The organism is Dethiosulfovibrio faecalis, assembly GCF_021568795.1.
GTDB lineage: Bacteria > Synergistota > Synergistia > Synergistales > Dethiosulfovibrionaceae > Dethiosulfovibrio > Dethiosulfovibrio faecalis.
This window is the reverse complement of the sequence record NZ_JAKGUE010000004.1, coordinates 18,026-41,242: the sequence shown is the minus strand read 5'-3', so window position 1 is coordinate 41,242 and position 23,217 is coordinate 18,026. Positions and strand designations below refer to the sequence as shown.

Annotated in this window: 22 protein-coding genes and 1 tRNA gene; 14 read left to right on the top strand and 9 right to left on the bottom strand. The window is 54.5% G+C overall.

Features of this window, described 5'->3' with window-relative positions:
• Positions 1-11: 11 nt before the first annotated feature.
• The 7 genes from ffh to L2W58_RS04995 all read left to right on the top strand — a co-directional run bounded on the left by ffh (position 12) and on the right by L2W58_RS04995 (position 4,185).
• On the top strand, positions 12-1,364 hold the full coding sequence (gene ffh / locus L2W58_RS05025) for a signal recognition particle protein (protein WP_236102225.1): 1,353 nt from the start codon (positions 12-14) through the stop codon (positions 1,362-1,364).
• Positions 1,365-1,442: 78 nt separating this feature from the next.
• Positions 1,443-1,718 carry a 30S ribosomal protein S16 gene (rpsP, locus tag L2W58_RS05020; RefSeq protein ID WP_236102055.1) on the top strand — a complete coding sequence of 92 codons (276 nt, stop codon included), beginning with the start codon at positions 1,443-1,445 and terminating at the stop codon, positions 1,716-1,718.
• 2 nt (positions 1,719-1,720) lie between these two features.
• Positions 1,721-1,966, top strand: coding sequence for a KH domain-containing protein (locus tag L2W58_RS05015; RefSeq protein WP_236102053.1), 246 nt, complete (start codon positions 1,721-1,723; stop codon positions 1,964-1,966).
• Positions 1,967-1,968: 2 nt separating this feature from the next.
• A complete protein-coding gene (gene rimM / locus L2W58_RS05010) occupies positions 1,969-2,502 on the top strand; it encodes a ribosome maturation factor RimM (RefSeq protein ID WP_236102051.1) in 534 nt (177 codons plus the stop codon).
• Positions 2,499-3,653 carry a tRNA (guanosine(37)-N1)-methyltransferase TrmD gene (trmD, locus tag L2W58_RS05005; protein WP_236102049.1) on the top strand — a complete coding sequence of 385 codons (1,155 nt, stop codon included), beginning with the start codon at positions 2,499-2,501 and terminating at the stop codon, positions 3,651-3,653. Before rimM ends, trmD begins: the two co-directional genes overlap by 4 nt.
• 34 nt (positions 3,654-3,687) lie before the next feature.
• On the top strand, positions 3,688-4,035 hold the full coding sequence (gene rplS, locus L2W58_RS05000) for a 50S ribosomal protein L19 (RefSeq protein ID WP_236102047.1): 348 nt from the start codon (positions 3,688-3,690) through the stop codon (positions 4,033-4,035).
• Positions 4,036-4,099: 64 nt separating this feature from the next.
• Positions 4,100-4,185 (top strand) — tRNA-Leu (locus L2W58_RS04995).
• A 63-nt stretch (positions 4,186-4,248) separates the two neighbouring features.
• Here L2W58_RS04995 and L2W58_RS04990 read toward each other — a convergent pair.
• Positions 4,249-4,743, bottom strand: a complete 495-nt coding sequence (locus L2W58_RS04990; protein WP_236102045.1) for a peptidylprolyl isomerase — start codon at positions 4,741-4,743, stop codon at positions 4,249-4,251.
• A gap of 93 nt (positions 4,744-4,836) precedes the next feature.
• Positions 4,837-5,640: an EFR1 family ferrodoxin gene (locus L2W58_RS04985; RefSeq protein WP_236102044.1), complete on the bottom strand. Its 804-nt coding sequence runs from the start codon at positions 5,638-5,640 to the stop codon at positions 4,837-4,839.
• A gap of 139 nt (positions 5,641-5,779) precedes the next feature.
• Between L2W58_RS04985 and L2W58_RS04980 the strand changes: the two genes are divergently transcribed.
• Positions 5,780-6,688, top strand: a complete 909-nt coding sequence (locus tag L2W58_RS04980; RefSeq protein WP_236102043.1) for a DMT family transporter — start codon at positions 5,780-5,782, stop codon at positions 6,686-6,688.
• Here the strand turns inward: L2W58_RS04980 and L2W58_RS04975 are convergent.
• Genes L2W58_RS04975 through L2W58_RS04950 form a run of 6 tightly spaced genes read right to left on the bottom strand, consistent with a single transcriptional unit; the run spans position 6,685 to position 12,864 of the window.
• Positions 6,685-7,620 (bottom strand): ABC transporter ATP-binding protein, encoded by a 936-nt coding sequence (locus L2W58_RS04975; RefSeq protein WP_236102041.1) that lies wholly within the window; start codon positions 7,618-7,620, stop codon positions 6,685-6,687. The two genes, L2W58_RS04980 and L2W58_RS04975, sit on opposite strands and share 4 nt — an antisense overlap.
• The gene (locus L2W58_RS04970) at positions 7,617-8,396 is read right to left on the bottom strand and encodes an ABC transporter ATP-binding protein (protein ID WP_236102039.1); all 780 of its coding nucleotides are present in this window, start codon (positions 8,394-8,396) and stop codon (positions 7,617-7,619) included. Before L2W58_RS04970 ends, L2W58_RS04975 begins: the two co-directional genes overlap by 4 nt.
• Entirely contained in the window at positions 8,393-9,550 is a 1,158-nt protein-coding gene (locus tag L2W58_RS04965; protein WP_236102037.1) for an ABC transporter permease, read from the bottom strand. The genes L2W58_RS04970 and L2W58_RS04965 overlap by 4 nt, the downstream gene beginning before the upstream one ends.
• Positions 9,547-10,536, bottom strand: a complete 990-nt coding sequence (locus L2W58_RS04960; RefSeq protein WP_236102035.1) for an ABC transporter permease — start codon at positions 10,534-10,536, stop codon at positions 9,547-9,549. The genes L2W58_RS04965 and L2W58_RS04960 overlap by 4 nt, the downstream gene beginning before the upstream one ends.
• Entirely contained in the window at positions 10,533-12,167 is a 1,635-nt protein-coding gene (locus L2W58_RS04955; protein ID WP_236102033.1) for an ABC transporter substrate-binding protein, read from the bottom strand. The genes L2W58_RS04960 and L2W58_RS04955 overlap by 4 nt, the downstream gene beginning before the upstream one ends.
• A 19-nt stretch (positions 12,168-12,186) precedes the next feature.
• On the bottom strand, positions 12,187-12,864 hold the full coding sequence (locus L2W58_RS04950; RefSeq protein WP_236097760.1) for a queuosine precursor transporter: 678 nt from the start codon (positions 12,862-12,864) through the stop codon (positions 12,187-12,189).
• 270 nt (positions 12,865-13,134) lie between these two features.
• Between L2W58_RS04950 and L2W58_RS04945 the strand changes: the two genes are divergently transcribed.
• Positions 13,135-14,793, top strand: a complete 1,659-nt coding sequence (locus L2W58_RS04945; RefSeq protein ID WP_236102031.1) for a dipeptidase — start codon at positions 13,135-13,137, stop codon at positions 14,791-14,793.
• A gap of 61 nt (positions 14,794-14,854) precedes the next feature.
• On the opposite strand, the gene L2W58_RS04940 is transcribed toward L2W58_RS04945, so the two are convergent.
• Entirely contained in the window at positions 14,855-15,394 is a 540-nt protein-coding gene (locus tag L2W58_RS04940) for a DUF2179 domain-containing protein (RefSeq protein ID WP_236102029.1), read from the bottom strand.
• A 113-nt stretch (positions 15,395-15,507) separates the two neighbouring features.
• On the opposite strand from L2W58_RS04940, the gene L2W58_RS04935 reads away from it, so the two are divergent.
• From L2W58_RS04935 to nifU, 5 genes are all read left to right on the top strand, one after another.
• Positions 15,508-17,148 (top strand): bifunctional metallophosphatase/5'-nucleotidase, encoded by a 1,641-nt coding sequence (locus L2W58_RS04935; RefSeq protein ID WP_236102027.1) that lies wholly within the window; start codon positions 15,508-15,510, stop codon positions 17,146-17,148.
• Between the two features lie 162 nt (positions 17,149-17,310).
• Positions 17,311-18,342, top strand: coding sequence for a carbamoyl phosphate synthase small subunit (locus L2W58_RS04930; RefSeq protein ID WP_236102025.1), 1,032 nt, complete (start codon positions 17,311-17,313; stop codon positions 18,340-18,342).
• A 3-nt stretch (positions 18,343-18,345) separates the two neighbouring features.
• Positions 18,346-21,480, top strand: coding sequence for a carbamoyl-phosphate synthase large subunit (carB, locus tag L2W58_RS04925; RefSeq protein WP_236102023.1), 3,135 nt, complete (start codon positions 18,346-18,348; stop codon positions 21,478-21,480).
• 68 nt (positions 21,481-21,548) lie between these two features.
• Positions 21,549-22,742 (top strand): cysteine desulfurase NifS, encoded by a 1,194-nt coding sequence (nifS, locus tag L2W58_RS04920; RefSeq protein WP_236102021.1) that lies wholly within the window; start codon positions 21,549-21,551, stop codon positions 22,740-22,742.
• Positions 22,742-23,170, top strand: a complete 429-nt coding sequence (gene nifU, locus L2W58_RS04915) for a Fe-S cluster assembly scaffold protein NifU (RefSeq protein ID WP_236097777.1) — start codon at positions 22,742-22,744, stop codon at positions 23,168-23,170. The genes nifS and nifU overlap by 1 nt, the downstream gene beginning before the upstream one ends.
• Positions 23,171-23,217: the final 47 nt, after the last annotated feature.

The window sequence follows — 23,217 nt, the reverse complement described above, 5'->3', positions numbered from 1 at the left end:
GAGATTTGACCGTGTTCGACGCCCTGAAGGAAAGGCTTGACGGCGTTTTTGGTAAACTCAAGGGAAAAGGTAAGCTGACCGAGGGAGACGTACAGGAAGCCCTTCGGGAAGTCCGTAGAGCTCTTCTGGAGGCGGACGTCAACTACAAGGTCGTCAAGGGACTGGTCGAGAATATCCGCCTTAGGGCCATGGAGAGATCCGTCCTGGATTCCATTACCCCGGGACAGCAGGTCGTGGCGGTCGTCTACGAGGAACTGATGGATCTCATGGGCTCCGAGCCCAAGCCTTTGACCATATCGCCTAAACCTCCGACCTTGATGATGATGGTAGGGCTTCAAGGTGGAGGTAAGACCACCAGCACCGTGAAGTTGGCCAAACGGTTGAGTAAGGGACATAAACCACTTGTCGTGGCATGTGACCTTAGGCGACCCGCTGCGGTCGATCAGCTTAGGGTTCTAGCCGAGTCTGCCGGAGTAGGCTTTTACGGTCCGGAAAAAGGGGAGGCGGACGTCCTCAACGTGATAGACGGAGCGTTGAGTTACGCCAGAGACAGATTGATGGACGTTATCCTCTTCGATACCGCCGGTCGTCTGACGGTAGACGATGAGATGATGGCAGAGCTGGACGCCATGAAGGCCAGGATAGCCCCTCACGAGATTCTTCTGGTCGTGGACGCCATGACCGGGCAGGAGGCCGTCTCGGTATCGGAGGCTTTCCACAGTAGGATGGACCTTACCGGAGTAGTCCTCAGCAAGGTCGACGGTGACGCAAGAGGAGGAGCGGCTTTGGCCGTTCTTGCTACGACCGGTGTCCCCATTAAGTTTGCCGGTGTCGGAGAGGGAATAGACGCTCTGGAGGTCTTCGATGCCAAACGTATGGCGGAACGCATAATGGGTATGGGAGACGTCGTAGGGTTGGTGGAGAAGATAGAGCAGGCCACCAGCGAGGAGGATGTCAAGAGACTTTCCTCGTCTCTCAAGAAGAACAGACTGGACTTCGACGATCTTCTGGCTCAGTTCGAGCAGATCGAGAAGATGGGCCCTCTGGATAAGGTTATGGAGATGATCCCGGGAGCCGACAAGATAAAGGAACTGAAGGACGGGGAGATGGATCCTCGTAGGATCGCCAGGATGAAGGCCATAATTCAGTCCATGACGCCGGAGGAACGGAGAAGTCCTGCGGTGATCAAGGGAAGCCGCAGGCGAAGGATAGCCCAGGGATCGGGAACTACCGTTCAGATGGTGAACCAGCTTTTGAAGCAACAGAGTCAGATGAACGATCTCTGGAAAAAAATGGGCAAGGGGAAGGGACGAAAGAAGTTTCAGATGCCGAAGATCAAGGGATTCGGCGGTCTCTTCAATTAAATAAATAAAGTCACTCATGAGGCATGAAATCGGTTATCCGGTTCTATGACGTATCTATATCAGGAGGTGTTTCTAGACATGGCAGTACGTATTCGTCTCGCCCGTCACGGGCGTAAAAAGGCTCCTTTCTATCGTTTGGTGGTAGCGGACTCCAGAAGTCCCAGAGACGGTCGTTTCATCGAGCAGCTTGGTACCTACAACCCTATGACCGATCCCTCGGAGATCACCATCGACGGCGATAAGGCGGTCAAATGGCTTCAGCAGGGAGCTATCCCTTCCGATACGGCCAGAGGGCTTCTCAAGAAGACTGGAGTTTGGGAGAAGTTCGTCGAGAGCAAAGGTAAGGCGGAGTAGTCGTGCCTGATTACGGTGCCCTGGTCGAGTATGTAGCTCGGGCCTTGGTCACGAAACCCGAGATGGTTCAGGTGTCATCTCAGACGGTGGAGGATGGCACCGTGAAGGTTCTGGTGGACGTCGATTCCGACGATATAGGTCGCATGATCGGTCGTAGGGGGGCAACCATCAACGCTATTCGTCAGGTAGTACGGGCCGCTGCCGTCAAGTCCAGTGAGCGGGTCGACGTGGACGTTAGGGAGGATTAACGGTGAAGGGCGACGACCTCGTTGAAGTAGGAAAAATAATAGCTCCTCACGGGGTCAAGGGTGAGTTCAAGGTTTTTCCTCTTACCGATTTTCCCGATCGTTTCGAATCCATGGACGAGTTGGATCTGTACGACGGCAACGGGCGGTTCATCAAGACCGTCCCTATCTCCTCGGTTAGATTCAGACCGGATAAGGGCGAGGTCATGATAACCTCCCCGGAAGTACGCGACAGAGACGAGGCGGAAGCTCTGAGAGGTATGTTGGTAAAGGTCTCCAAGAGCGAACGCAGGGATCTGCCAGAAGGCGAGTACTGGATAGACGATCTCATCGGCCTATCCGTGATCGACGAAGGATCGGGCGAGGCTATCGGTACTCTGTGCGACGTCATGGTCACCGGGGGATCGGACGTCTATACGGTTAAACGCCCGGATGGACGAAACATGATGATCCCCGCCGTAGGAGAGTACGTCTCTTCCGTGGATATCGTTTCTGGGGTGCTCAAGGTAAAGAACATCGAGGGCCTTAGAGATCTATGAAGGTAACGGTGATAACCGCTTTTCCCGAGTTCTTTCGTGCCTTTTTCGAGACCAGCATCGTCGGTCGGGCCGTCGAGAGAGGTCTTCTCGAGGTTGACGTGGTGGATCTTCGCGACTACGGAGAGGGCTCCTACAGCAAGATAGACGATTATTCCTTCGGAGGTAATGGAGGAATGGTCCTGATGGCCGAGCCCTTAGCCCTGGCTTTGGAAGGGGTGAAAGGCGATCCCTACGTGGTCTATCCCAGTCCCCAGGGAGTTCCTCTTACTCAGGAAACGGTGGAGACACTGTTTTCCAAGGGGAACGTCGTGATAGTCTGCGGCCATTACGAGGGGATAGACGAGAGGTTTGCGTCGTCCCGGGTCGATCTTGAGCTGTCGGTAGGTGATTATGTCCTCACGGGAGGAGAATTGCCTGCCATGGTGATAATCGACGCGGTATCCCGCTTGGTTCCAGGAGTGGTCGGAAAGGGACGATCCGTAGAGGAGGATTCCTTTTTCAGAGGTATGCTAGATACCCCTCATTTCACCAGACCGTCGAGCTGGAGGGGACAGGACGTCCCAGACGTCCTGCTGTCCGGTAACGATGGGGCTATAGAGGACTGGCGTCGTAGAGAGGCGGTTCGTAGAACTCTCGAGAGACGTCCGGACCTTTTGAGCCGTTCCGGTCTTTTGGGGTATATGGATAAGAACGCGTTCCTGATGCGTCCTTTATCGGAGGTACCGTCTCCTTGGGAAATTCGTTCGATAGCTCGTGCCTGCAGTTTTTACGGTGTCTCCAAATTGCTGTTCCCAGTAGAGGACAGGGATGTACGGGACTCGGTGCGATCTTTGATCCTGAAAGAGGATCTCGGGGCTCTGGTAAAACTTTTCCCATCTGTGGCTAGGGCTTTGCGATGGGTCTCCGATAAGGAGAAGGCAGTTCCCTATGTAGTAGGGTTCAATGGTTTTAACTCGAGTGGTCTTTCCTGGCTTGAAATCAAAAGGGAGATCCTCGAGGTCTCCAGGCCGGTGGTATTCATGGCCGGTGGAGACGAGAAGGATTGCGATGTAACTATGCGTCCTGTCGCGGGAGATGATCGATCTCGATCCGCTCTTCCGGTACAGAACGCCATTTCGGTTGTATTAGATCGCTTCTTCGGATGGCGATAAATCTTATATGTACACGACAGGGAGGGTTATGCATATGGATCCCAGAATTAGCCTGATAGAGCAGAAGTTCATGAAACAGGATGTCCCCCAGTTCCGTTCCGGCGATACCGTCAAGGTTCACGTTCGGGTCAGAGAGGGAAGCAGAGAGCGTATCCAGATGTTCGAGGGAGTGGTGATCGCCAGGAAACACGGTGGCCTCAGCGAGACTTTCACGGTTCGTAAGGTCTCCAGTGGAGTGGGGGTCGAGAGGATTTTCCCCCTTCATTGTCCCAGCGTGGAGAAAATAGAGGTCAAACGTCTCGGCAGGGTTCGCAGGGCCAAGCTTTACTATCTGAGAGAGAGAAGCGGTAAGTCCGCGAGAATCAGAGAGCGCAGGATCTAAACTTCTTTCGCGGTAGGGGCTTGACTGACCGCTTGGGCCTCTGTATAATACGCACTGTCCTAATGCGGGGGTGGCGGAACTGGTAGACGCGCAAGACTAAGGATCTTGTGGGCATAGCCTGTGGGAGTTCGAGTCTCCCCCTCCGCACCACTAAAAGAGCAAGGCCGGAAGCTTAAGCTTCCGGCCTTTTCTTATGTGTGCTCTCTCGGATTTTTACTCCAGAATATAGGCCTTCAAGATCACCACTGGTTCGATCGGAACGTCCTGGTGCGGTCCGAATCCACCGGTCTTTACCGCTTTTATGGCGTCCACGACCTCCCTGCCCTCCGTTACCTTTCCGAAAACCGCATAGCCCCAACCACGAGCGGTAGGAGCGCTGTGATTGAGAAAGTCGTTGTCTTTTACGTTTATGAAGAACTGGGCCGTAGCCGAGTGAGGGTCCTGGGTCCTGGCCATCGCGATGGTGTAAGCCTCGTTTTTCAGCCCGTTATCGGCTTCGTTCTCGACGGGGTCTCCTGTTTCCTTCTGGCTCATCGTCCCGTCGAAGCCGCCTCCCTGGATCATGAAGCCGTCTATAACCCGATGGAAGATTGTACCGTCGTAGAATCCCTTCTTCACGTAGCCGAGGAAATTTTCGGTGGTCTTAGGTGCCAGTTCCTCGTTTAATTCCAGTACGATATCTCCCTTGTTGGTCTCCAGTTTTACCATAAACTATCTCCTCCGTCGTCTTGATTGGCCTTGTTTATCCGGTCCGGAAGTATTATGCCCTATGCCTATCCTACAGTCCAGAAACAGGTTCGATTATTTTTCGTCCTCCTCTTTGCCTAGGGAACACCAATCCAGGTACCTTTCCAGAGGAATCGACGGATGTCCGTATCTGTTTCTGTGGAAGGACGACCCCCGGTTGTACTGTATGGCCTTGGATGGACACCAATGAAAACAGGATAGACATCCGGTGCAGTTCCCAAGCCAGGTGGGACGACCGTCGACTATCTTCACGTTGTCTACGGGGCATACAGAAGCGCAGATTCCACACCCTGTGCATTCGTCCGTTGAGAAGAACTTCGAGGCCCCTTTGGGGGCCGCTCTGAGGGCTCCGGTATTGATGAATTCGGACAGAATACCTAGCAGTTTATTCGGAGATCGGGAGCCCTTTCTCGTCAATACGGCCTCGATGACTCCGTCCATGGAAAGGTCGCCTTTTTGGACTAGACGCCTCAGCTTTTCTCCCGACGGCGGGTTGGAGAGAGGCGGGTAGTTCCCCGGCATCTTTACGGAAAAGTAGGCGTCCAGCCTTATCCCCCTTTTCTCCAATATCCTGCGGCACTGTGCCGCGGCTCCCAGCGGTGTTCCGGCGCTGTCCAATACGAGGTATACCCAGCTGGACGGTTTTACCGATAGGCGGGACAGAAAACGATGAACTACGGCAGGTGCCCCGAAGGCGTGCACCGGATAGAATATGCCTACCGTCTCTCCGTCGGCATGGACGTCTTCGTCCATCAGTCCCACCATATTGTGTATCTCGTGTTCGCCGATCCTCTCCGATAGCCTCTCCGCCAGATGAAGCGTGTTGCCCGTGCCTGAGTAGACGTACATGAGATTCATCTAATTCCTCCCATCGAATATTTACGGTGATTTAGTCTCAGGATCTATCGATATATTAGTACATGATCGGTGGATTTTATAGCTGAAAAACAGCTCTCCTCATGGGTTATAATGATCGGAATTCGGATACGAAACGGAGATGGATTTGATGGATAGTGCCGGGGTGTTTTTCGCCTTGGGAGCGTCCCTGTGTTGGGGGACCGTTCCGGTTATATATAAGCTTGGAATGGGCAAGGTCCTGATGGAAAAGATGAACGCCATAAGGTCTTTCGGGTTTCTAGCCAGTTCCCTGATAATATATCGACTCGCCGGAGAAAGTTCCATGGGAGGCGCTGGCTGGGTCGTCTTGGTGGGGCTGGGGCTGGCGGTGCTTCTGGCCAACGTAGCAGGGGATCTGCTCTTTTTCATAGGTATCGATGCGGTAGGGGTTGGAAAGGCCACCGCCGTGACCTGTAGCTACCCTCTCTTCGTGACGGTCATATCGGTGCTTCTACTGGGGGAGTCGGTTACCTTGACGGCCATTTCCGCCACAGTCGCCGTCATAGTCGGACTCGTCCTTCTTCGAAGCCGTTCCGTAGAACAGGAGGAGGGATCGGGGGCCATCTTCAAGGGGGTTCTAGCCTCTTTAGGAGCCGCATTCCTCTGGGGTGGAAGCCTGGTCGTGACCAGGTGGGCGGTTCTGGAAAGCGATCTTGGGCCGGCGGCCCTCAATCTGTGGAGGGCGATCTTCTTTCTCCCCATTGCCTGGGGATGGTGGGGGTGTCGATATCTCTCCATGGAGAAGGCCGATCGCCCCGATCTCTTCAGGACAGATTCCAAAAGTTGGGTAGCTTTGGTGATAGCCGGAGCTTTGGCCCTCTCGGTAGGTGGTTTTTTCATCACCAGGGCGATGATGCTTGCTCCTGCCTCTTTGGTAAGCCCCATAGCGGCCACCAGCCCTCTGATAGCCACCATATGGGGCAGGTTGCTCTTCTCCGAGAGGTTGTCTCCCTCTCAGATCCTCGGTGTGTTTTTGATCATAGCGGGCTCCGTGGCCATAAGCCTCTAGTTTCCCGTCCTCCAGCAGGCGACCATCCTGTCATTTCCCATGTCCTTCATAGGAGGGGTCTTCTCGCAGACGTACATGGCTTCCGGGCAGCCTTTTCTAAACGGACAGCCGCTGGGGGATGGGGTCCTGTCCTTCGACGTCCGCAGCACCATCTTCTCGTTCAAACTCGGCATGGCTCCGTAAAGCGCCTTGGTGTAGGGATGGATCTGCTCGGATACGATATCGTCGGAATTCCCCGTCTCGCATAGCGATCCTCCGAAAAAAATCGCTGTCTTCCGGGCTATGGATCGCGCCAGGAGGAGATCGTGGGTGACGAAGATCAGAGACATACCGCGGTCCACCCTTTCTCGGAGTAACCTTATGACTTTGTCTCTCGTGGATATGTCCTGCATGCTGGTAGGTTCGTCGGCCAGAAGCAGTTCCGGGTCGTTGATTAGGGCTCTAGCTACCGCTATTCTCTGTCTCTGTCCTCCTGACAGCCCTTTTTTAACCTTTCGGTTCCCCAGGTTTTTCGAGTCCAGCCCCAGTTGCTCCATCAGTTCGACGGCGTGTTTTTTACCGGCCTCTTTGTCGTTTCTAGGGTGAAGAAGGTCCCAGGGCTCTCTGACTGTATCCAGGGCGGAAAGGCCCGGCGGAAGTCCTCCGTATACGTCTTGAGGAATGAACCCGCACCTTCTCCTGACGGCTATCGTCCCCTTTTTGTCCAGTTCGGAGATGTCTTCTCCGAATAGAGAGATCGCTCCGGAGGACGGAGGCTGGAGTCCCAGGATGGCCCTCACCAAGGTGGTCTTTCCGCACCCCGACTCTCCGACTACGGCCAGAGACTCTCCCCGTCCCAATTTTATGGAGAGTGGTCTGAGAGCTCTCACCGATTTATCCCTGCCTCGGTAGACGACTTCAAGTTCGTCGGTCTCCAATATAACGTCTTTCATCGTTCCATCTCCTCCTGAGCTCTCAAAAGGGATTTCGTGTGTTCGTCGGTGGGATGGCTCAGGATTTCCTCGACCGTTCCGTGGTCTACTAGTTTCCCGTGACGTAAGACCGCTATCGAGTCACATATCGACGATGCCAGGGCTATATCGTGGGTCACCAGTACCATGCCCATGTTTCTCTTCTTGACGGCTCTTCTCAGAAGCGATATCACCTCTGCCTGGGTTATAACGTCCAGAGCCGTGGTCGGTTCGTCCGCCAGGAGGAAATAAGGAGCACAGGCCAGGGCCGTAGCTATGGCCGCCCTCTGTTTTTGCCCTCCCGACAGCTCGTGAGGGTATCTCTCGTAGGCGTCTTCAGGCAGCCCCACCTCGGATAGCAGCCTTCTGACTTCCTTCGAGGATTCGCCGATAGGTATATCCGAGTGCTCCAGCAGGACCTCTGCGATCTGATACCCCACAGTCAATACCGGTGTGAAACCGTTCATCGCTCCCTGAGGAACCAAAGAGATCCTGTCCCACCTGAAAAGACGCATCTCCTCCTCGTCCAGGGAGAGCAGGTCCTGTCCCTCCGAGGTGATGGTCCCTTTAACGAAGGTCCCTTTCGGCAGAAGCCTCAATATGGCCATCAGAAGGGTGCTTTTCCCGCTTCCCGATTCTCCGACCAACCCCAGTATTTCCCCCATCCTGAGGGATAGAGACACGTCGTCCAGGGCGGGAGGGGAGGACGAAGGCGAATTGGGGTATCTGACGCTGAGGTCGGACAGGTTTACCATCATGGCGACCCCTCCTCGGATATTTTTCCGAAATCCAGAAATATAAGACAGACCAGGACTATGCCGAGCCCGGGAGGCAGGAGGAGCCACCATGCTCCGGCGGAAAAGGCTCCGAAGCTGTGGGCCTCGTGGAGCATCCTTCCCCATGAGATCACACGGGGATCGGAAAGCCCCAGAAAGGATAACCCCGCCTCGGCCAATATGGCGCCCGGGACCCCCAGGGCTACGTTTGCGGCCATTATAGGCATCGTCTCCGGCAGTATGTGTCTTCTCAGTATATAGCCCGTCGGAGCTCCTAGAGCTCTCAGTCCCTCCACGAAGGGAGATTCCCTCAACGACAGAACCTGGGCCCTGACCGTACGGGCCGTGCCCATCCATGAAAACAGAGAGAGTATGACGATCATCTGTATCAAGCCCTTTCCCCACAGGGAAGCGAGTACCATGAGTATAGGAAGGGTCGGTATGGACATGAATAGGTCGACTACCCTCATGATAGCCCCGTCTATCCAGCCTCCCCTGTATCCGCTGATCATCCCAACCGTCAAACCCAGGATCGAGGCTATGGCCGTGGTGGCCAGTCCTACCACGAGGGACACCTTGATGCCGAGAAGGAACAGCAGAAAGACGTCCCTTCCCCTTTGATCTGTGCCTAAAAGTCCCCATCTCTCTCCGGGGAGGTGGAGGGTCAGATCGGAGGAGACTGGGGCTCCTGTGATCTCGGCTCGATACGCCCCCTCTCTCGGAAACAGATGCTCCATCGGATCGTCGAAGGGGGACATTCCCAGGTTCAACTTGAACGACATGTCTCGGTCGTCCAGGTCGATCTCGTTTTTTCCTCCTGACAGGTCGATCAGTTTTAACGGGCTCTCAGGGGTTTCCCATATGATTTCTCCGGAACACTTATCTGGCAGGACAACCGTGCCGGATAATCTGAATCCTCCCGGAGGCTGACTAGCCCATTCTATCTGTCCCGATCTTTTTCCATCGATATCCAACGTCACGCTGGGCGGAAGATCTCCGTCTATCCATAGAGGTTTCGAGAAGGGTGGGGCTACTGAGTCCACCGATAGGTTCATCACTGTAGGTCCTGAAAATCCCATGATCGACAACCCCACCAGAGCCCAGAAGCTCCATCTTTTAGTTATTTTGAAGTTCATCTAATGGTCCTCCCCAGCCTTACCCTGGGATCCACCAGTTCATATGCGGCGTCGGCCAAGAGGTTGGAACCCACCGTAATCAAAGACAGCAGGTAGAAAGCGGCACCGGCGGAGGGGTAATCGTGTCCGATCACCGATTGCAGCAGGAAGGCTCCTATGCCGTGAAGGGAGAACACAGCTTCGGTTATCACCGCCCCTGATACCAGCGATGGCATGGACATCAGAAGTATCGTCAGGATTGGCGGCAGTATGGATCGGAAGGCGTGTCGCCATATTATCCTCTTTTCGGACAGCCCTCTCGCTTTGGCCATCAGGATGAAGTCCTCCTCTAAAACCCGAACCATCAGGTTCCTGGCGTACAGAGCCCATCCTCCGAATCCCAGGAGGATGAGGGAACCGGCGGGAAGGACGAGGTGCCAGAGGTAATCGATCAGAATCTGGAGGGGCTCCGTCGGCGGTGGAACCGACACCGATCCTCTGAGGGGAAATAGAGGAAGGCCGTAGGCCAGGGCCATCAAGAGCACCATCTGTACGAAAAAGGAGGGAAAGGAAAAGGACAGTGCGCTCCCCCATAGGACCAGTTTCTCCGTCCATCCGCCTTTTCTCGTCGCGGCCTTTACCCCCAGCCATATTCCAGATGCGGCGGAACCTAGAACGGCGATTCCCATGAGCGCTATCGTGTTGGGAAGCCTGGAGGCGATTTCCCCCCACACCGGCTTTCTCGATATGAAGGAAATCCCGAAGTCCAACGTCAGGGTTCTTTTGGCGTAGGTCAGAAATTGACTCCACAGAGGACGATCCAGACCGTACAATTCCTTTAATTTATCCTTGGCCTCGGGTGAAAAGCCGGGGTCGACGATGGACGATACAGGATCGCCCGGCATAATCCTGAACAGGAGAAAGTTCAGGGCGAGGACCGCCAGCATTATCGCTGCGGCCCCCGCAAGTCTCCTGATCCAATATCCTTCGCCGACTGATGGACTCAACGGCGGTACCTCCTGTAATGTTTGTTCGAAGAGAATCTAACGAACTCACCGGGTCTGTAGTCCTTTAGAATGAAGGGCCCCGAGCCGATGAGCCCCCCGTCCTCCATTGGCTGCCAGCTTTTCCAGTCGTCTATCTCTCTCAGAACTTTAGCAGGGAGAACCGGAAGTCCCGCTATATGGTGAAAGTGCCAGTAGCTGATCGAGTCCATCGTAACAGTCAAGGTCGATTCGTCCGGGGTCTCCACCGCCATAAGATCCGATACGTTGTCGAAGAACCGTGGAATCTCGTTTTCCGCGATATATCGGATAGTCTCCGCCGGATCGGAGGAGGTCAGAGGCGAGCCGTCCTGCCAGAGGAGCCCTTCCTTTAATTTGAAGGTTATCCTGGTCACCTCGCCGCCGTCGATCGTTACGGTCTCGACCTTCCAGGACTCGGCTAGTCCCGGTCGGTCTCCCAGAGTCGTAGGATCTATCTCGATGAGGGAGTCGTATATCAACCCCAGGACCTTCCACGCCGTGGCGCTGGAGGATGTGAAGGGGTTGAGGGCTCTGGGATCGTCCTCCAGGGCCATCTTGAACCGATCGTGTCCGTCTCTGTGGGCCGACAGAAGGGTCCATATGGAGTCCACCGAGGTCGCGGCGGTAGCGACAGTTCCGGACCACCCCTTGCCTACGGCTCCTACGGACGAACGACTGTATATGGGAACGACAGGTACCAGGTCGGAAAGGAGTTTCTGGGATTGGTGAGCTGCCGCCATAGCTGATTCCTCATCTGGTGCGTAGCGCAGCCTTTCGAGAGCTTCGTCCAGAATGGAAGATCGGACGCCGGGGAGATTGTATCCTCCTGGGACGTCCATCGACGAGTGATACAGAGAGTAGAGGACGTCGGGATCCCTAGTCAAGCTCCATGCCATGATGTAGCAGTCGAAGTTTCTGGCGTCGAGCCTCGCCAGCATGGTGGAGAAGTCCATCGGTTCCGCCTTCGTAGGTGTACCCAGAGCGGTCATCTCGTCGGCTATGCGGGATGCCAGTTCCGCCGTGGTGGGAGCCGAGTTTGCCGTGGGGGATATTATGGATACTGGCTTCAGAGGCTCTGAGGATTCGGGGGGTATTAACACCCCTTCGTCGTTCCAGCTCCAACCGGATGCCCTAAGCATCTCTCTGGCTTTCTCCCTATCGTATTTCGGTTGGGATGTCTCGGGGTCGTGATAGGGAGACACAGGAGGTAGGTATGAATACAGTGGCTCGGAAAAACCTCCGAAGAGCTCTCGTACCAACCTTCCTCTGGGAATGATCGTGTTTATAGCCCGTCGAAGCTCGACCCTGTTCCATGGATTTCTTCGGAGGTTCATCCCCATAGACAAAGCGTGAAAGCTTTTGGCCATGGACATCGAGATCCTGTCGTCGGCTTTTGAGAGCCTGTCGATTATCGCAGGGCTGGCTATGTCTCCTACCAGGTCGACTTCACCTTTCTCCAAGGCCAGAGCCCTGGCGTCGGGGTCCTTGATCACAACCATGTAGAGTTCGTCTATCGATGGTCCCTGGATTTTATCCGGATCGACAGAGGCGTTGGCGATTTGGGGCAGCACCGTTGCGGCAATTATAAGGACTAAGAGGCATCTTTTTTTCAAGACTTGCGTCCTCCTTTCTCTACTTTCTTTCCCCTCCGATTTTTCTGGCCCAGTAGACGAAGGGAGTATCGCAGGCTGCGACTATGAATTTCAACACATAGGTGGATAGGACGATCTCTCCCAGAACCCCTGTCGGGACCGTCCCATAGAATGCCACCAGTGTAAATATGACGCTGTCCAGCGCCTGGGAGACCATGGTGGAAAGGTTGTTCCTGAGCCACAGTAGACGGCCTCCAGTGCGTTCTTTCCACCAGTGGAAAGCCCATACGTCGTGGAGCTGGGAGGCTCCGTAGGCCATAAACGAGGCCAGAGCGAGTCTGGGCATCAGCTTGAATATCGTCTCCAGTGCCCCTTGGGCGAAATCGTCCGGATGAGGGTTGAACCACAGGGCCAGGTTCATTATTACCGTCATCGCTATCAAGGAGAAGAATCCGATGTAGACCGCCTGTTTGGCGTCCTCCTTGCCGTGGTTTTCCGACAAGATGTCGGTGACCAAAAAGGCCGATGCATAGACTATGTTGCCAAGGGTCGATGTTATACCGAAAAGGGATACCATCTTGACTACCTGAATGTTGGCCAATATGACCGATACCGGAATCCAGCACAGCAAGCCCTGTTTTCCCCAAAGTCTGTAGATGGCCATTATGCATCCGAAGTTCAGAAGCATCATGGCGAACCATAAAATTTCGTTTGACACGTAAAGATTCCTCCCTGTCGTCGATTCGAATTATGTCGCTCATTTTAACCCATAAAGACGATACGGTCTCTTCTCGGTATGTCCTTGATATTGCTTAGAAACATAAAAACGAACGTTATGTTACAAAATCCCTACATATAGGAACAGTTCTATACAAATAATTGACCTAAACGGTCCTGCTCGTTAAAATTTTTCACAGTGAATGCGTGGTATCCAAGTATCGACCCCGTCGCGTTCTTGGCGGGTATTTTTGTTCGGGAGGGTGTTTTTATGTCCGTGAGAAACGTTTTCAAGAGGGCGGGAGTTGCCGCAGGGGCTTTGGCTGTTTCGGCAGTTCTCGTAGGATCCGCCTTCGGATGTACCGCTATGATGGCGGGAAAGAAGGCCACCGTGGATGGATCCACCATGGTCAGTCACACGGCCGATGGATGGTACGATCATAGGCTTCAGATAATCCCCGGTCGTAAATGGGATAATGGAGCCACCGCTCCGGTTTACAAAAACCTATGTTATCAGACGATACCTATCAAACCTCTGAACAAAGTAGGCGAGATACCTCAGGTCGAGGAGACCTACACCTACTTCAACGTGGGATATCCCTTCATGAACGAGCATAAACTCATGATAGGCGAGGCCACCTGGGGTGGTCGCGAGGAGCTCTACTGCGACAACGGCTGGATGATGATCGAGATGCTGGAGGTCTTTGCGCTCCAGAGAGCCAAGACCGCCAGGGAAGCCATAACTGTCATGGGCTCTCTCGCCGAGAAATACGGTTACGGAGACGCTGGAGAGGGACTCTGTATAGCCGACGGAGACGAGGTCTGGCTTTTTGAGATTGCCGGGCCGGGACCTCTCTGGACCTCCGACAGCGGTAAACCCGGTGCCGTGTGGGTCGCAGCCAGGATTCCCGACGATGAGGTCAGTGTAATCGCCAACCGTTCCAGAATAGGCAGAGTCGACTTCGACGACGACGAGAACTACATGTACTCCTCCAACGTCAAGATCTTTGCCAAGGAGATGGGATGGTGGAAGGAAGGGGAGGAGTTCCTCTTCAACAAGGCCTACATGCCAGCTGAGGACTATGCCTATTCTCCGGTGTGTAGCCGCAGGGAGTGGCGGGCGCTTGATCTGATGGCGCCTTCACTGGAGCTCAAGTCCACCGAGGCCCAGTATCCCCTTTCGGTCAAGCCGGACAGAAAGGTCTCTGCCGAGGATCTTATGACCATAAACAGAGATCATTATCAAGGAACCCCCTATGATCTTGCCAAGACCAAGGCCGGAGGCCCCTTCGAGTGTCCCGTGCTCTACAGGCCAAACAGGGATCAGAAGCCTGAGGGAACCGAGCACACCTACTGGGAGAGGAACATCAGCATTTTCCGTTGCTCCTACAGTCACGTAGCCCAATCCTGGAGCGATCTTCCCGATCCGGTGGGAGGGGTGCTATGGTTCGGTTTGGATCAGCCTCTCACCACGGTCTACGTACCTGTGTTCTGCGGCGTGACCGAGGTCCCCGAGAGCTGGGCGACCGGTATGCGCCACAAGATGGATCGCAACAGCGCCTGGTGGGCCTTCAATTTCGTGTCCAACTGGGCCACGATCAAGTGGAACCACATGATCGTGGATATCGCGGACGAACAGGAGAAGTTCGAGAGTCGTTTCCTCGCCGAAGTGCCCAAGCTCAGGGACGAGGCGGCCAAAGTCTACGGCAAGGATCCCTCCAAGGCCGTCTCCATGGTGACCGACTATACCGAAGAAGCCATGGAGGAAGTGGAGGCCAGATGGTGGGCGCTCGGAGATGAGTTGGTCGGTAAATACAGCGACGGTTACGTAATGACCGACGAAGGTTCCCAGGAAGGAGCAGGCTATCCTACCTGGTGGTTGAAGGACGTTGGATTCGGAGCCACGTCCAATCCCTCCGATCCTAAATAAAAATCGTTCTGCTGAGCTATCGATGACGGGAGGAGGGGCTGAAGAGCCCCTCCTCCCGTCATCATTTTCTTTTCATCCTGAAATATCCGCCTAAACAGCTTTTTACGTCGAAAACGGTCACGAAGGCCAGGTGTTTGATCATCCTGGTTATCTCCGGGATGTCCTTTCTATTGCATATTATCTTGATTATATATCTGGGGCCGTTTTTACCCTCACCTCTTATCATCGTAGTGCCGAAACCTCTGTCTCTGAGGTCGTCTACGACTTTCAATGTCTCGTCGCTACATGGCGCCATCGCCTCCAGCATCGTGTAGCCTTTCATGAACTTGTCCTCCATAAAGGCCCCTACATAGTTCCCGAAGGCGTATCCTGTGCAGTAGGCCAGTAGTTCCATGGTCTTGAGGGTGCGACCGCCTCCAAGTATGTGACTCAGTACTGCCATATATATCATGATCTCGAAGAAGCCTATGACGGTGGCGGCTATCCTATGTCCTCTAACCAACTGGAGAATCCTGAACGTGCCGAGGCTAACGTCGGTTACTCTGGCTAAGAATATCATTGCCATGCTGAGCAGAAGAGCGGTGTCGATCAATGAAATCACGGTCCTTTCTAGTGTCTTTTTTTCGTTTTCCTGTGCTATGCTTAGTCGTGAGATAAAGCTTCGATACGGAGGCATTTCAGCCTGCGTAAATATATTTTCGGGAGGTCTTTCATATGAAAAGATGCACCGTCCGAGTTGGGAAGCTATTTTTTGTCCTGATGGCGATACTGGCCTTTTCCACGCCATCTTGGGGCAAGGATGGAACCGCCAATATAGTGGGTTTCAACGATATGCACGGGAAGATATTTTCCTACGAAGCCACGGTAAAGGTTGACGGCGAAAAGGTCAAGGAAGACGTCGGAGGAATAGCCAGAATGGCCTCGGTTATAAGGGAGATAAAATCTCAATCTCTCGGTAACGTCGTCGTGGCTCAGATGGGTGATACGGTTGAAGGTCCGCTTTTCTTTTTCTTTCATGGAAAAGCAGAGTTGGCCGGAATAGACGCGATACCGGTGGACGTTGGAATTCCTGGCAACCACGAATTCGATCTGGGAGCCGACGTGTTCGGCCAGTTCGTAAGGACCGCCTCCTTCCCCTTGATATGCGCCAACCTGGATACCTCCAGAGATGACTGCGAGCTGCCGCCTACCTGGACGACCACTCTGAAAAACGGTCTTAAGGTAGGATTTTTCGGTCTGCTCTGTACTGAACTGGCATCTCTCTCCAGTCCCGGCCCTGATATCGCGGCAGGCCAGGATCTGATCGCCGTTTCCGAAAAATGCGTCGAGGACCTCCGAGAACGGGGATGCGATGTCATAGTAGCGTTAACCCACGTGGGAATCGACTCAGATAGAACACTGGCCGGATCCGTATCGGGAATACATGCCATCTTGGGAGGGCACAGTCATACAGTGATGGAGTCTCCGGAGATAGTGGAGGGCCCAGATGGATGGAGGACCATGATAGGACAGGCCGGTGCCATGGCGAGGTACGTCGGTTCCATGGCGGTAACGGTCAAGGACGGAAAACTCGACGTCGAAAGATCGAGCTGGAAGCTGATCGAGATGCGTCAATCTATTCCCAAGGCTCAGGACGTCGAGTCTGCAATAGAGCCTTACGGAGAGGAGCTTAAGAAAAACCTGAGCAAAAAAGTCGGAATCTTCGCTGCCGATATGGACGCCACCAAGCTCGTGGTGAGGGCCCGTGAATCCGCATTAGGAGACTACCTGGCCGACGGACTTCGTTGGAAAGCCGGAACCGACGTGGCCTTCGTGAACGGTGGAGGTATCAGAGGAGACAGAGTATTCCCCGCCGGAGAAATTTCCTACAACACGATAATGGAAATCTTCCCTTGGGGCAACACTATGCAGACCTTCTCTTTCTCCGGAGCGGAGCTGCGGGAAGTGATGGAGATATCCGCCTCGGCTCTCAAGGGGACGGACGATGAATATGATCCGGCCGTGAGGGCTCCTAGCGGAGCTTTTTTACAGATCTCCGGTTTTAGAGTGGTCCTTGATATCACCAAGGCCCCTGCACTGATAGACAACGATTCCAATTTGATCCGCTCGGGAGCCCGGGTAGTCTCCATGGAGATAGAGAGGGACGGTAAAAGGATTCCTTTGAAGGACGATGAAATATACACAGTTGCCACTTATTCCTGGACCGGAGGAGGAGGGGACAAATATTATCCTTTCGCCCGTAAAAAAGCCGCCGAATCCTACGTTACCGACTCGGACGTTTTGGCTGAGACCATAAGACACACCGCGGGGATAGTGGAAAAATCCAAGGACGGGCGCATTGTGGTGAAAAAATGAAGTTAAGGTTTTAGGTTTAAGGGTTTTCTGAAGTAGCTTTGGTCTTTAAGCAGGTGTGCCATCGATGGCGCACTTGCTTTTTTTTGCGTCCTGTTGTAGGATGTTCTGAACTTAAAATCATAGCTTGGTTTTTTAAGAAACCTTAGTTTTGTGGAGGTGCCTATGTATCAGGTCGCTTTAAGTCTGTCAGATGGAGCTTCGAAGAGTTGTCTTTCGACGATCGATGGAGTCGATATCGAGGGGGAGCTCGTATTCACCACCGCCTATCCGGGATACTCTCAGTCCATCACAGATCCTTCCTATCACGGTCAGATTTTGGTGTTCGCCTTCCCCTGTATAGGAATATACGGACTGGATCAAGTGGATTTTCAGAGTTCCAGACCTTGGGTTAAGGCCGTGGTCGTCCAGAGACTTCAGGATACGGAGGGGACTTTGGAAAAATGGTTGGCCGAATGGGGTGTTCCCATTATAACCGGGCTAGACTGTAGGTCTTTGGTCTTGAAGTTGAGGGAAATAGACACTCCGATGGCCAGAATATCCAAGACGGGAGAGCCCCCTGTCGTCGATACTTTGGGGGCGGGCCTCGTTTCTGAAGTCTCCTCTTCGGCGGTGCGAAATTATGGAGCCGGTACCCTCTCCGTGGCCTTGATCGACTACGGCACGAAGATGGATATAGTCAGGCGTTTGGTCGACAGAGGGTGTTCCGTGACCCTTTTGCCTCATTCAGCCGCCCCTCGTCTCGTACTTGATGGGGATTTCGACGGAGTCCTGCTCAGCAACGGTCCCGGCAATCCATCCCTTTTGTCCGAAGAGATAGGCGTTGTGAGAGAGCTGTTGGGAAAAATTCCTATCCTAGGTATCTGTCTCGGTTGTCAGATATTGGCTTTGGCCTGCGGTGCCGAGACCGTCAGGCTGCCCTACGGACACAGGGGAGGAAATCACCCAGTTTTGGATCTTCATACCGGCAGAGCCATGGTGACCAGCCAGAATCATGGTTACGCCATAGATGAGTCCAGTTTGAAAGATACAGGTCTGGACATTTCCTTCCGTCATCTTTCCGATGGAACCGTGGAGGGAATCTTCGATCCCGCTCTCCGCATTTCCGGGGTACAGTTCCATCCGGAGGCGGGGGCCGGGCCTCTGGACGGACTCTGGATATTCGACGATTTCGTAGACACCCTGAGGAGGATTTGATCGATGGACCTTATCGAGAAAATACTGGTTATAGGTTCGGGGCCCATAAGGATAGGACAGGCCGCCGAGTTCGATTATTCCGGGAGTCAGGCCTGTCGAGCTCTGAAGGAGGAGGGGTACGGCACGATCCTGCTGAACAGCAACCCCGCCACCATCCAGACCGATACGTCTTTGGCCGACATGGTCTATCTACGTCCTCTTACTGTGGAGTCGGTGGAGGAAATTCTCACGGCTCATAAGATCTACGGTGTTGTCGCTACCTTGGGAGGACAGACCGGCCTGAATCTCTGCGTGAGTTGTCAGGATATGGGCCTCTGGGACCGTTACGGTGTGAGAGTGCTGGGGACCTCTGTGGCGTCCATCCTGAAGGCGGAGGGTCGGGAGTCCTTTAGAGACTGTGTTAGCTCCATAGGGGAGCCTGTGGTGGACAGCGCCTACGTGGGATCGGTGGAAGAGGCCCTGGCCTTCGCGGAAAAGACACCCTTTCCCGTGGTGGTAAGGCCCGATTTTACCTTGGGAGGAACCGGCGGAGGAGTGGCATGGGATGAGCCTTCGTTGAAAAGGATAGTCGTGGAGGGGCTTAAGGCGTCTCCGGTATCCAAGGTCCTGGTGGAGAGGTATCTTAAGGGATGGCGGGAGATAGAGGTAGAGGTCGTCCGGGACGGATCGGGAAATTCCCTGGCAGTCTGTGGCATGGAGAACGTCGATCCCATGGGGGTGCACACCGGAGATTCGGTCGTGGTATCCCCGGTCCTGTCCCTGAGCGACAGGATCTGGCAGACCCTGCGCTGTTCGGCCCTCAGGATAGTGGATGCCCTGGACGTAAGGGGAGCCTGTAACGTTCAGTTCGGACTAGCTCCCGATGGGGATGAATACGTCGTCATAGAGGTCAACCCGAGGGCCAGCAGATCCAGTGCCCTGGCCAGCAAGGCGACAGGATATCCCATCGCCAGGATAGCCGCGAAGATCGCCCTGGGGCGATCCTTGGGCGAGATGCCAAACCCTGTGACCGGCACGGGCAGCGCGATGACAGAGCCGGCACTGGACTACGTGGTGGTAAAGGTTCCACGCTTCCCCTTCGATACATTCGACACGAAGGACCGCTCCCTAGGGACCAAGATGAAGGCCACCGGAGAGGTCCTGGAGATGGGGCTTAGCTTCTCCGAGGCTTGGATGAAGGCCATGAGGTCCCTGGGAACCGAGCCCTGGCGTTTCTCCGTCGACGGGGCCTGTCTGTCCAACGAAGAGCTACAGGAAGATCTGACGATTCCGACCGACAGAGCACTGCTTTCCTCCATGGAGCTTTTCAGAAGAGGCTATTCGACGGATCGTTTGGCACGGAGGTCCTCCATCGCTCCTTGCTTTTTGAATTTCCTCGAGGAGATCGTATCCATGGAAAGAGCCATCTCCTCCGGAGGGAGGCTGGACGAATTCGTATTGAGAAAGGCTAAGTCTATGGGGTTTTCCGACAGGGCCGTCGCCTACTGGGCCGGAGTAGAAGAGGGAGATGTCAGGGATCTTCGGAGGACGAAGGGGATCGTTCCGGGATATCGCGAGGTCGACGGTTGCGCCGGGGAGTTTCCCGCCGGGTCCGGTTTCTGGTACGGCAGCTACTCTGCCGAAGGAGATATCTTTTCCGCCCCCTCAGGGAGTTCTGTGGCGGTCCTCGGTTCCGGTTCCATAAGGATAGGGCAGGGGGTCGAGTTCGATTACTGTTGCGTGAAGGCTGTTGAGGCCCTTAGACGGCGGGGGATCCGGGCGATTATGGTGAACGATAACCCCGAGACGGTGAGCACCGATCACGATATATCCGACGGGCTCTACGTAGAGCCATTGACTGCCGAGGACGTCGAAGCGTTGCTCGATAGGGAGGGAATCTCCTCTGTATTCGCCTCCTTCGGCGGGCAGACTTCCCTGAAGGTAGGGCTGGATCTGGAGGCCAGAGGTAAGGAGCTTGTAGGAATCTCAGGCGATACGGTGGTTCAGGCCGAGGATAGAGGGGCTTTCGTATCATTGCTCGATAGGCTGTCTATTCCCTATCCTAAAGGGATTGCGGTACGAGACGTGAAGGAGGGACTGACCTGCGGCGATGGCATCGGCTATCCTCTCATGGTTCGTCCCAGCTTCGTCATAGGAGGGGCGGCCATGAGAGTGGTTTCCCGTCCTCAGGACTTGGAAGGGGTTCTGGAAAGAGCTTTTTCCGTCGATGCCGATCAGGAGGTTCTGATAGATCGATTCCTCACAGGCAAGGAATTCGAGGTGGACGTAATCTGTGACGGCGAGGACGTGTTCGTACCGGGTATTTTCGAGCATCTGGATCCGGCCGGGATCCACTCGGGGGATTCCATGGCGGTGTTTCCCGATATATCCTTGAACGAGGAGATGCGTTTGGAGATAGCGAATATCTGTGAATCTATCGGGAAAGCGATGAACGTAAAAGGACTTTTGAACGTTCAAATGGTGCTTCACGGTGGTCGACTGTGGGTCATAGAGGCCAATCCCAGGGCAAGCCGAACCGTTCCAATTGCGGCGAAGCTCACGGGATTGCCCTTGGTGGATATAGCGGTAGGCGTGGGGTTGGGAGAGCCCCTTTCGTCTTTCGTCGTTCCCGGAATTCATCGTCATCGAGGACCGATGGGGGTCAAGGTTCCGGTTTTTTCAACAGAGAAGATCCCAGGGGCAGAGGTGAGACCCGGCCCGAGGATGAGCTCTACCGGGGAGTCCCTGGGGTTGGGCGAGTCTTTAAGCGAGGCCTTGAGAGAGGCCTGGATCGGTGCCGGGTGGTCCGTCCCCCGTAAAGGCAGAGTCCTCTTCTCCGTGGACGACGGTAAAAAGGCGGAGGCCTGTGCCGTTGCGGCTCTTTTCGAATCCAAGGGATGGGAGGTGGAAGGGACTCCTGGGACCGCATCCTTCCTCTCCAGATGGGGGGTGTGCTGTCGTTCTGTCGTTAAAGAGGATGGACTGTCGGCCTCCTTGAACGATGGACGATGGGATCTGGTGGTAAACCTTCCGGGGCCCGATCTTGGGGCTATTAAAGAGGGAGCGGGGATAAGGAGAAATGCCATGGAAACGTCGACGCCCTGTCTTTTCTCGCTGGAGGCGGCGTCGGCTGTGGCGATGGCGTTAAACTTGACGTAGTTGGTGGGGTATGCTAGTCTGACGTCGCAATACAGTGGACTTTACGTCTATCTTCAGGAGGCGATGCCATGAACGGCAAGGTATATATGGATTATGCCGCCACTACCTTCGTCAGACCGGAGGTCGTGTTGGCCATGATACCCTACCACTCGATTTCCTTTGAAAACCCTTCGTCGCTTTACAGCTACTCCGATGGTAACAGACGAGCTATAGAGGAAGCCAGAGAAGCGGTGGCCGACCTTATAGGAGCGTCGTCTGAGGAGATTTTCTTCACCGGCGGCGGTTCGGAGGCGGATAACTGGGCCCTTAAGGGGTTGGCTTTCTCTCGGGCCGGCAAAGATAAACGACACCTGATAACTACCGAGACCGAACACCATGCGGTGCTCCATTCCATGGAATTTCTGGAGAGGATGGGTTTTCGGGTCACTTACCTTCCCGTAGATTCGGAGGGATTCGTCTCCATCGATAAGTTGAAGGAGGCCATAAGAGACGACACCCTGTTGGTCTCGGTCGCGTTCGCCAACAACGAAATAGGCACCATTCAGGACATAGAGGCGATCGTAGAGGTCTGTAGGGACAGAGGTGTACTGTTTCATACCGATGCGGTTCAGGCCGCGGCTCACGTGCCTATAGACGTGAAGTCTATGGGGATAGATATGCTTTCCATGGCGGCCCATAAATTCTACGGCCCCAAAGGTGTCGGGGCCCTTTACGTGAAAAAGGGGATAAGATTGGAGAATCTCATACACGGTGGAGGTCAGGAGAGATCTAGACGGGCAGGTACGGAGAACGTAGCATCTATAGTCGGTATGGGAAAGGCCGCCTCCTTGGCCTCGGAGGAAATGGAGTTCGATTCCCTAGAGATCTGCAAACTTCGTGATCGTCTCATCGATGGAGTCATGTCCATCATACCTCATGCCAGGCTCAACGGTCCCGTGGGAAACAGGCGTTTGCCCAACAACGCCAACTTCAGCTTCGTCGGAATTGAGGGAGAGACCCTTCTGTTGGACCTGGACGATGCCGGGATAGCCGCCTCTACCGGAAGCGCCTGCGCGTCCGCCTCTCTCGATCCGTCTCACGTCCTAATGGCCATAGGGCTGTCTCACGAGATGGCCCACGGTTCTGTCAGGTTGACTCTGGGGCGGTCCAGCTCCGACGACGACGTGTCTCGAGTCCTGGAGGTTTTGCCCTCCATCGTGGAGAGGAGAAGAGCGATGTCTCCTCTTTGGGACGACTACATGGCCCGACGGGAGGTCCTGTGATGCTATACAGCGAGATCGTGATGGATCATTTCAGAAATCCGAGAAACGTCGGGGAGATTGAGAATCCCGACGGGGTTGGAGAGGTAGGCAACGCCAAGTGTGGCGACATAATGAAGATATATCTCAGGATAGAGGATGACGTCATAATCGACGTCAGATTTAAGACCTTTGGATGTGCCTCCGCCATAGCTTCCTCCAGCATGGCTACCGAGATGATAAAGGGCAAGTCCGTCCGGGAGGCCGCCGAGCTCACCAACAAAGCAGTGGCTCAGGCGTTGGACGGCTTGCCTCCGGTCAAGATGCATTGTTCCGTGCTGGCCGAGGAAGCCATAACAAAGGCTCTCAACGATTACCTGGGCAAAAAAGGGCGTCCACTGCTTCCCGAGAGGAACCAGAATCAGCTTGCCCACGATCACGGCAACCGATAGAGAGCTATAAAAAGAAAGAGGAGGAGGGGATTTCCCCTCCTCCTCTT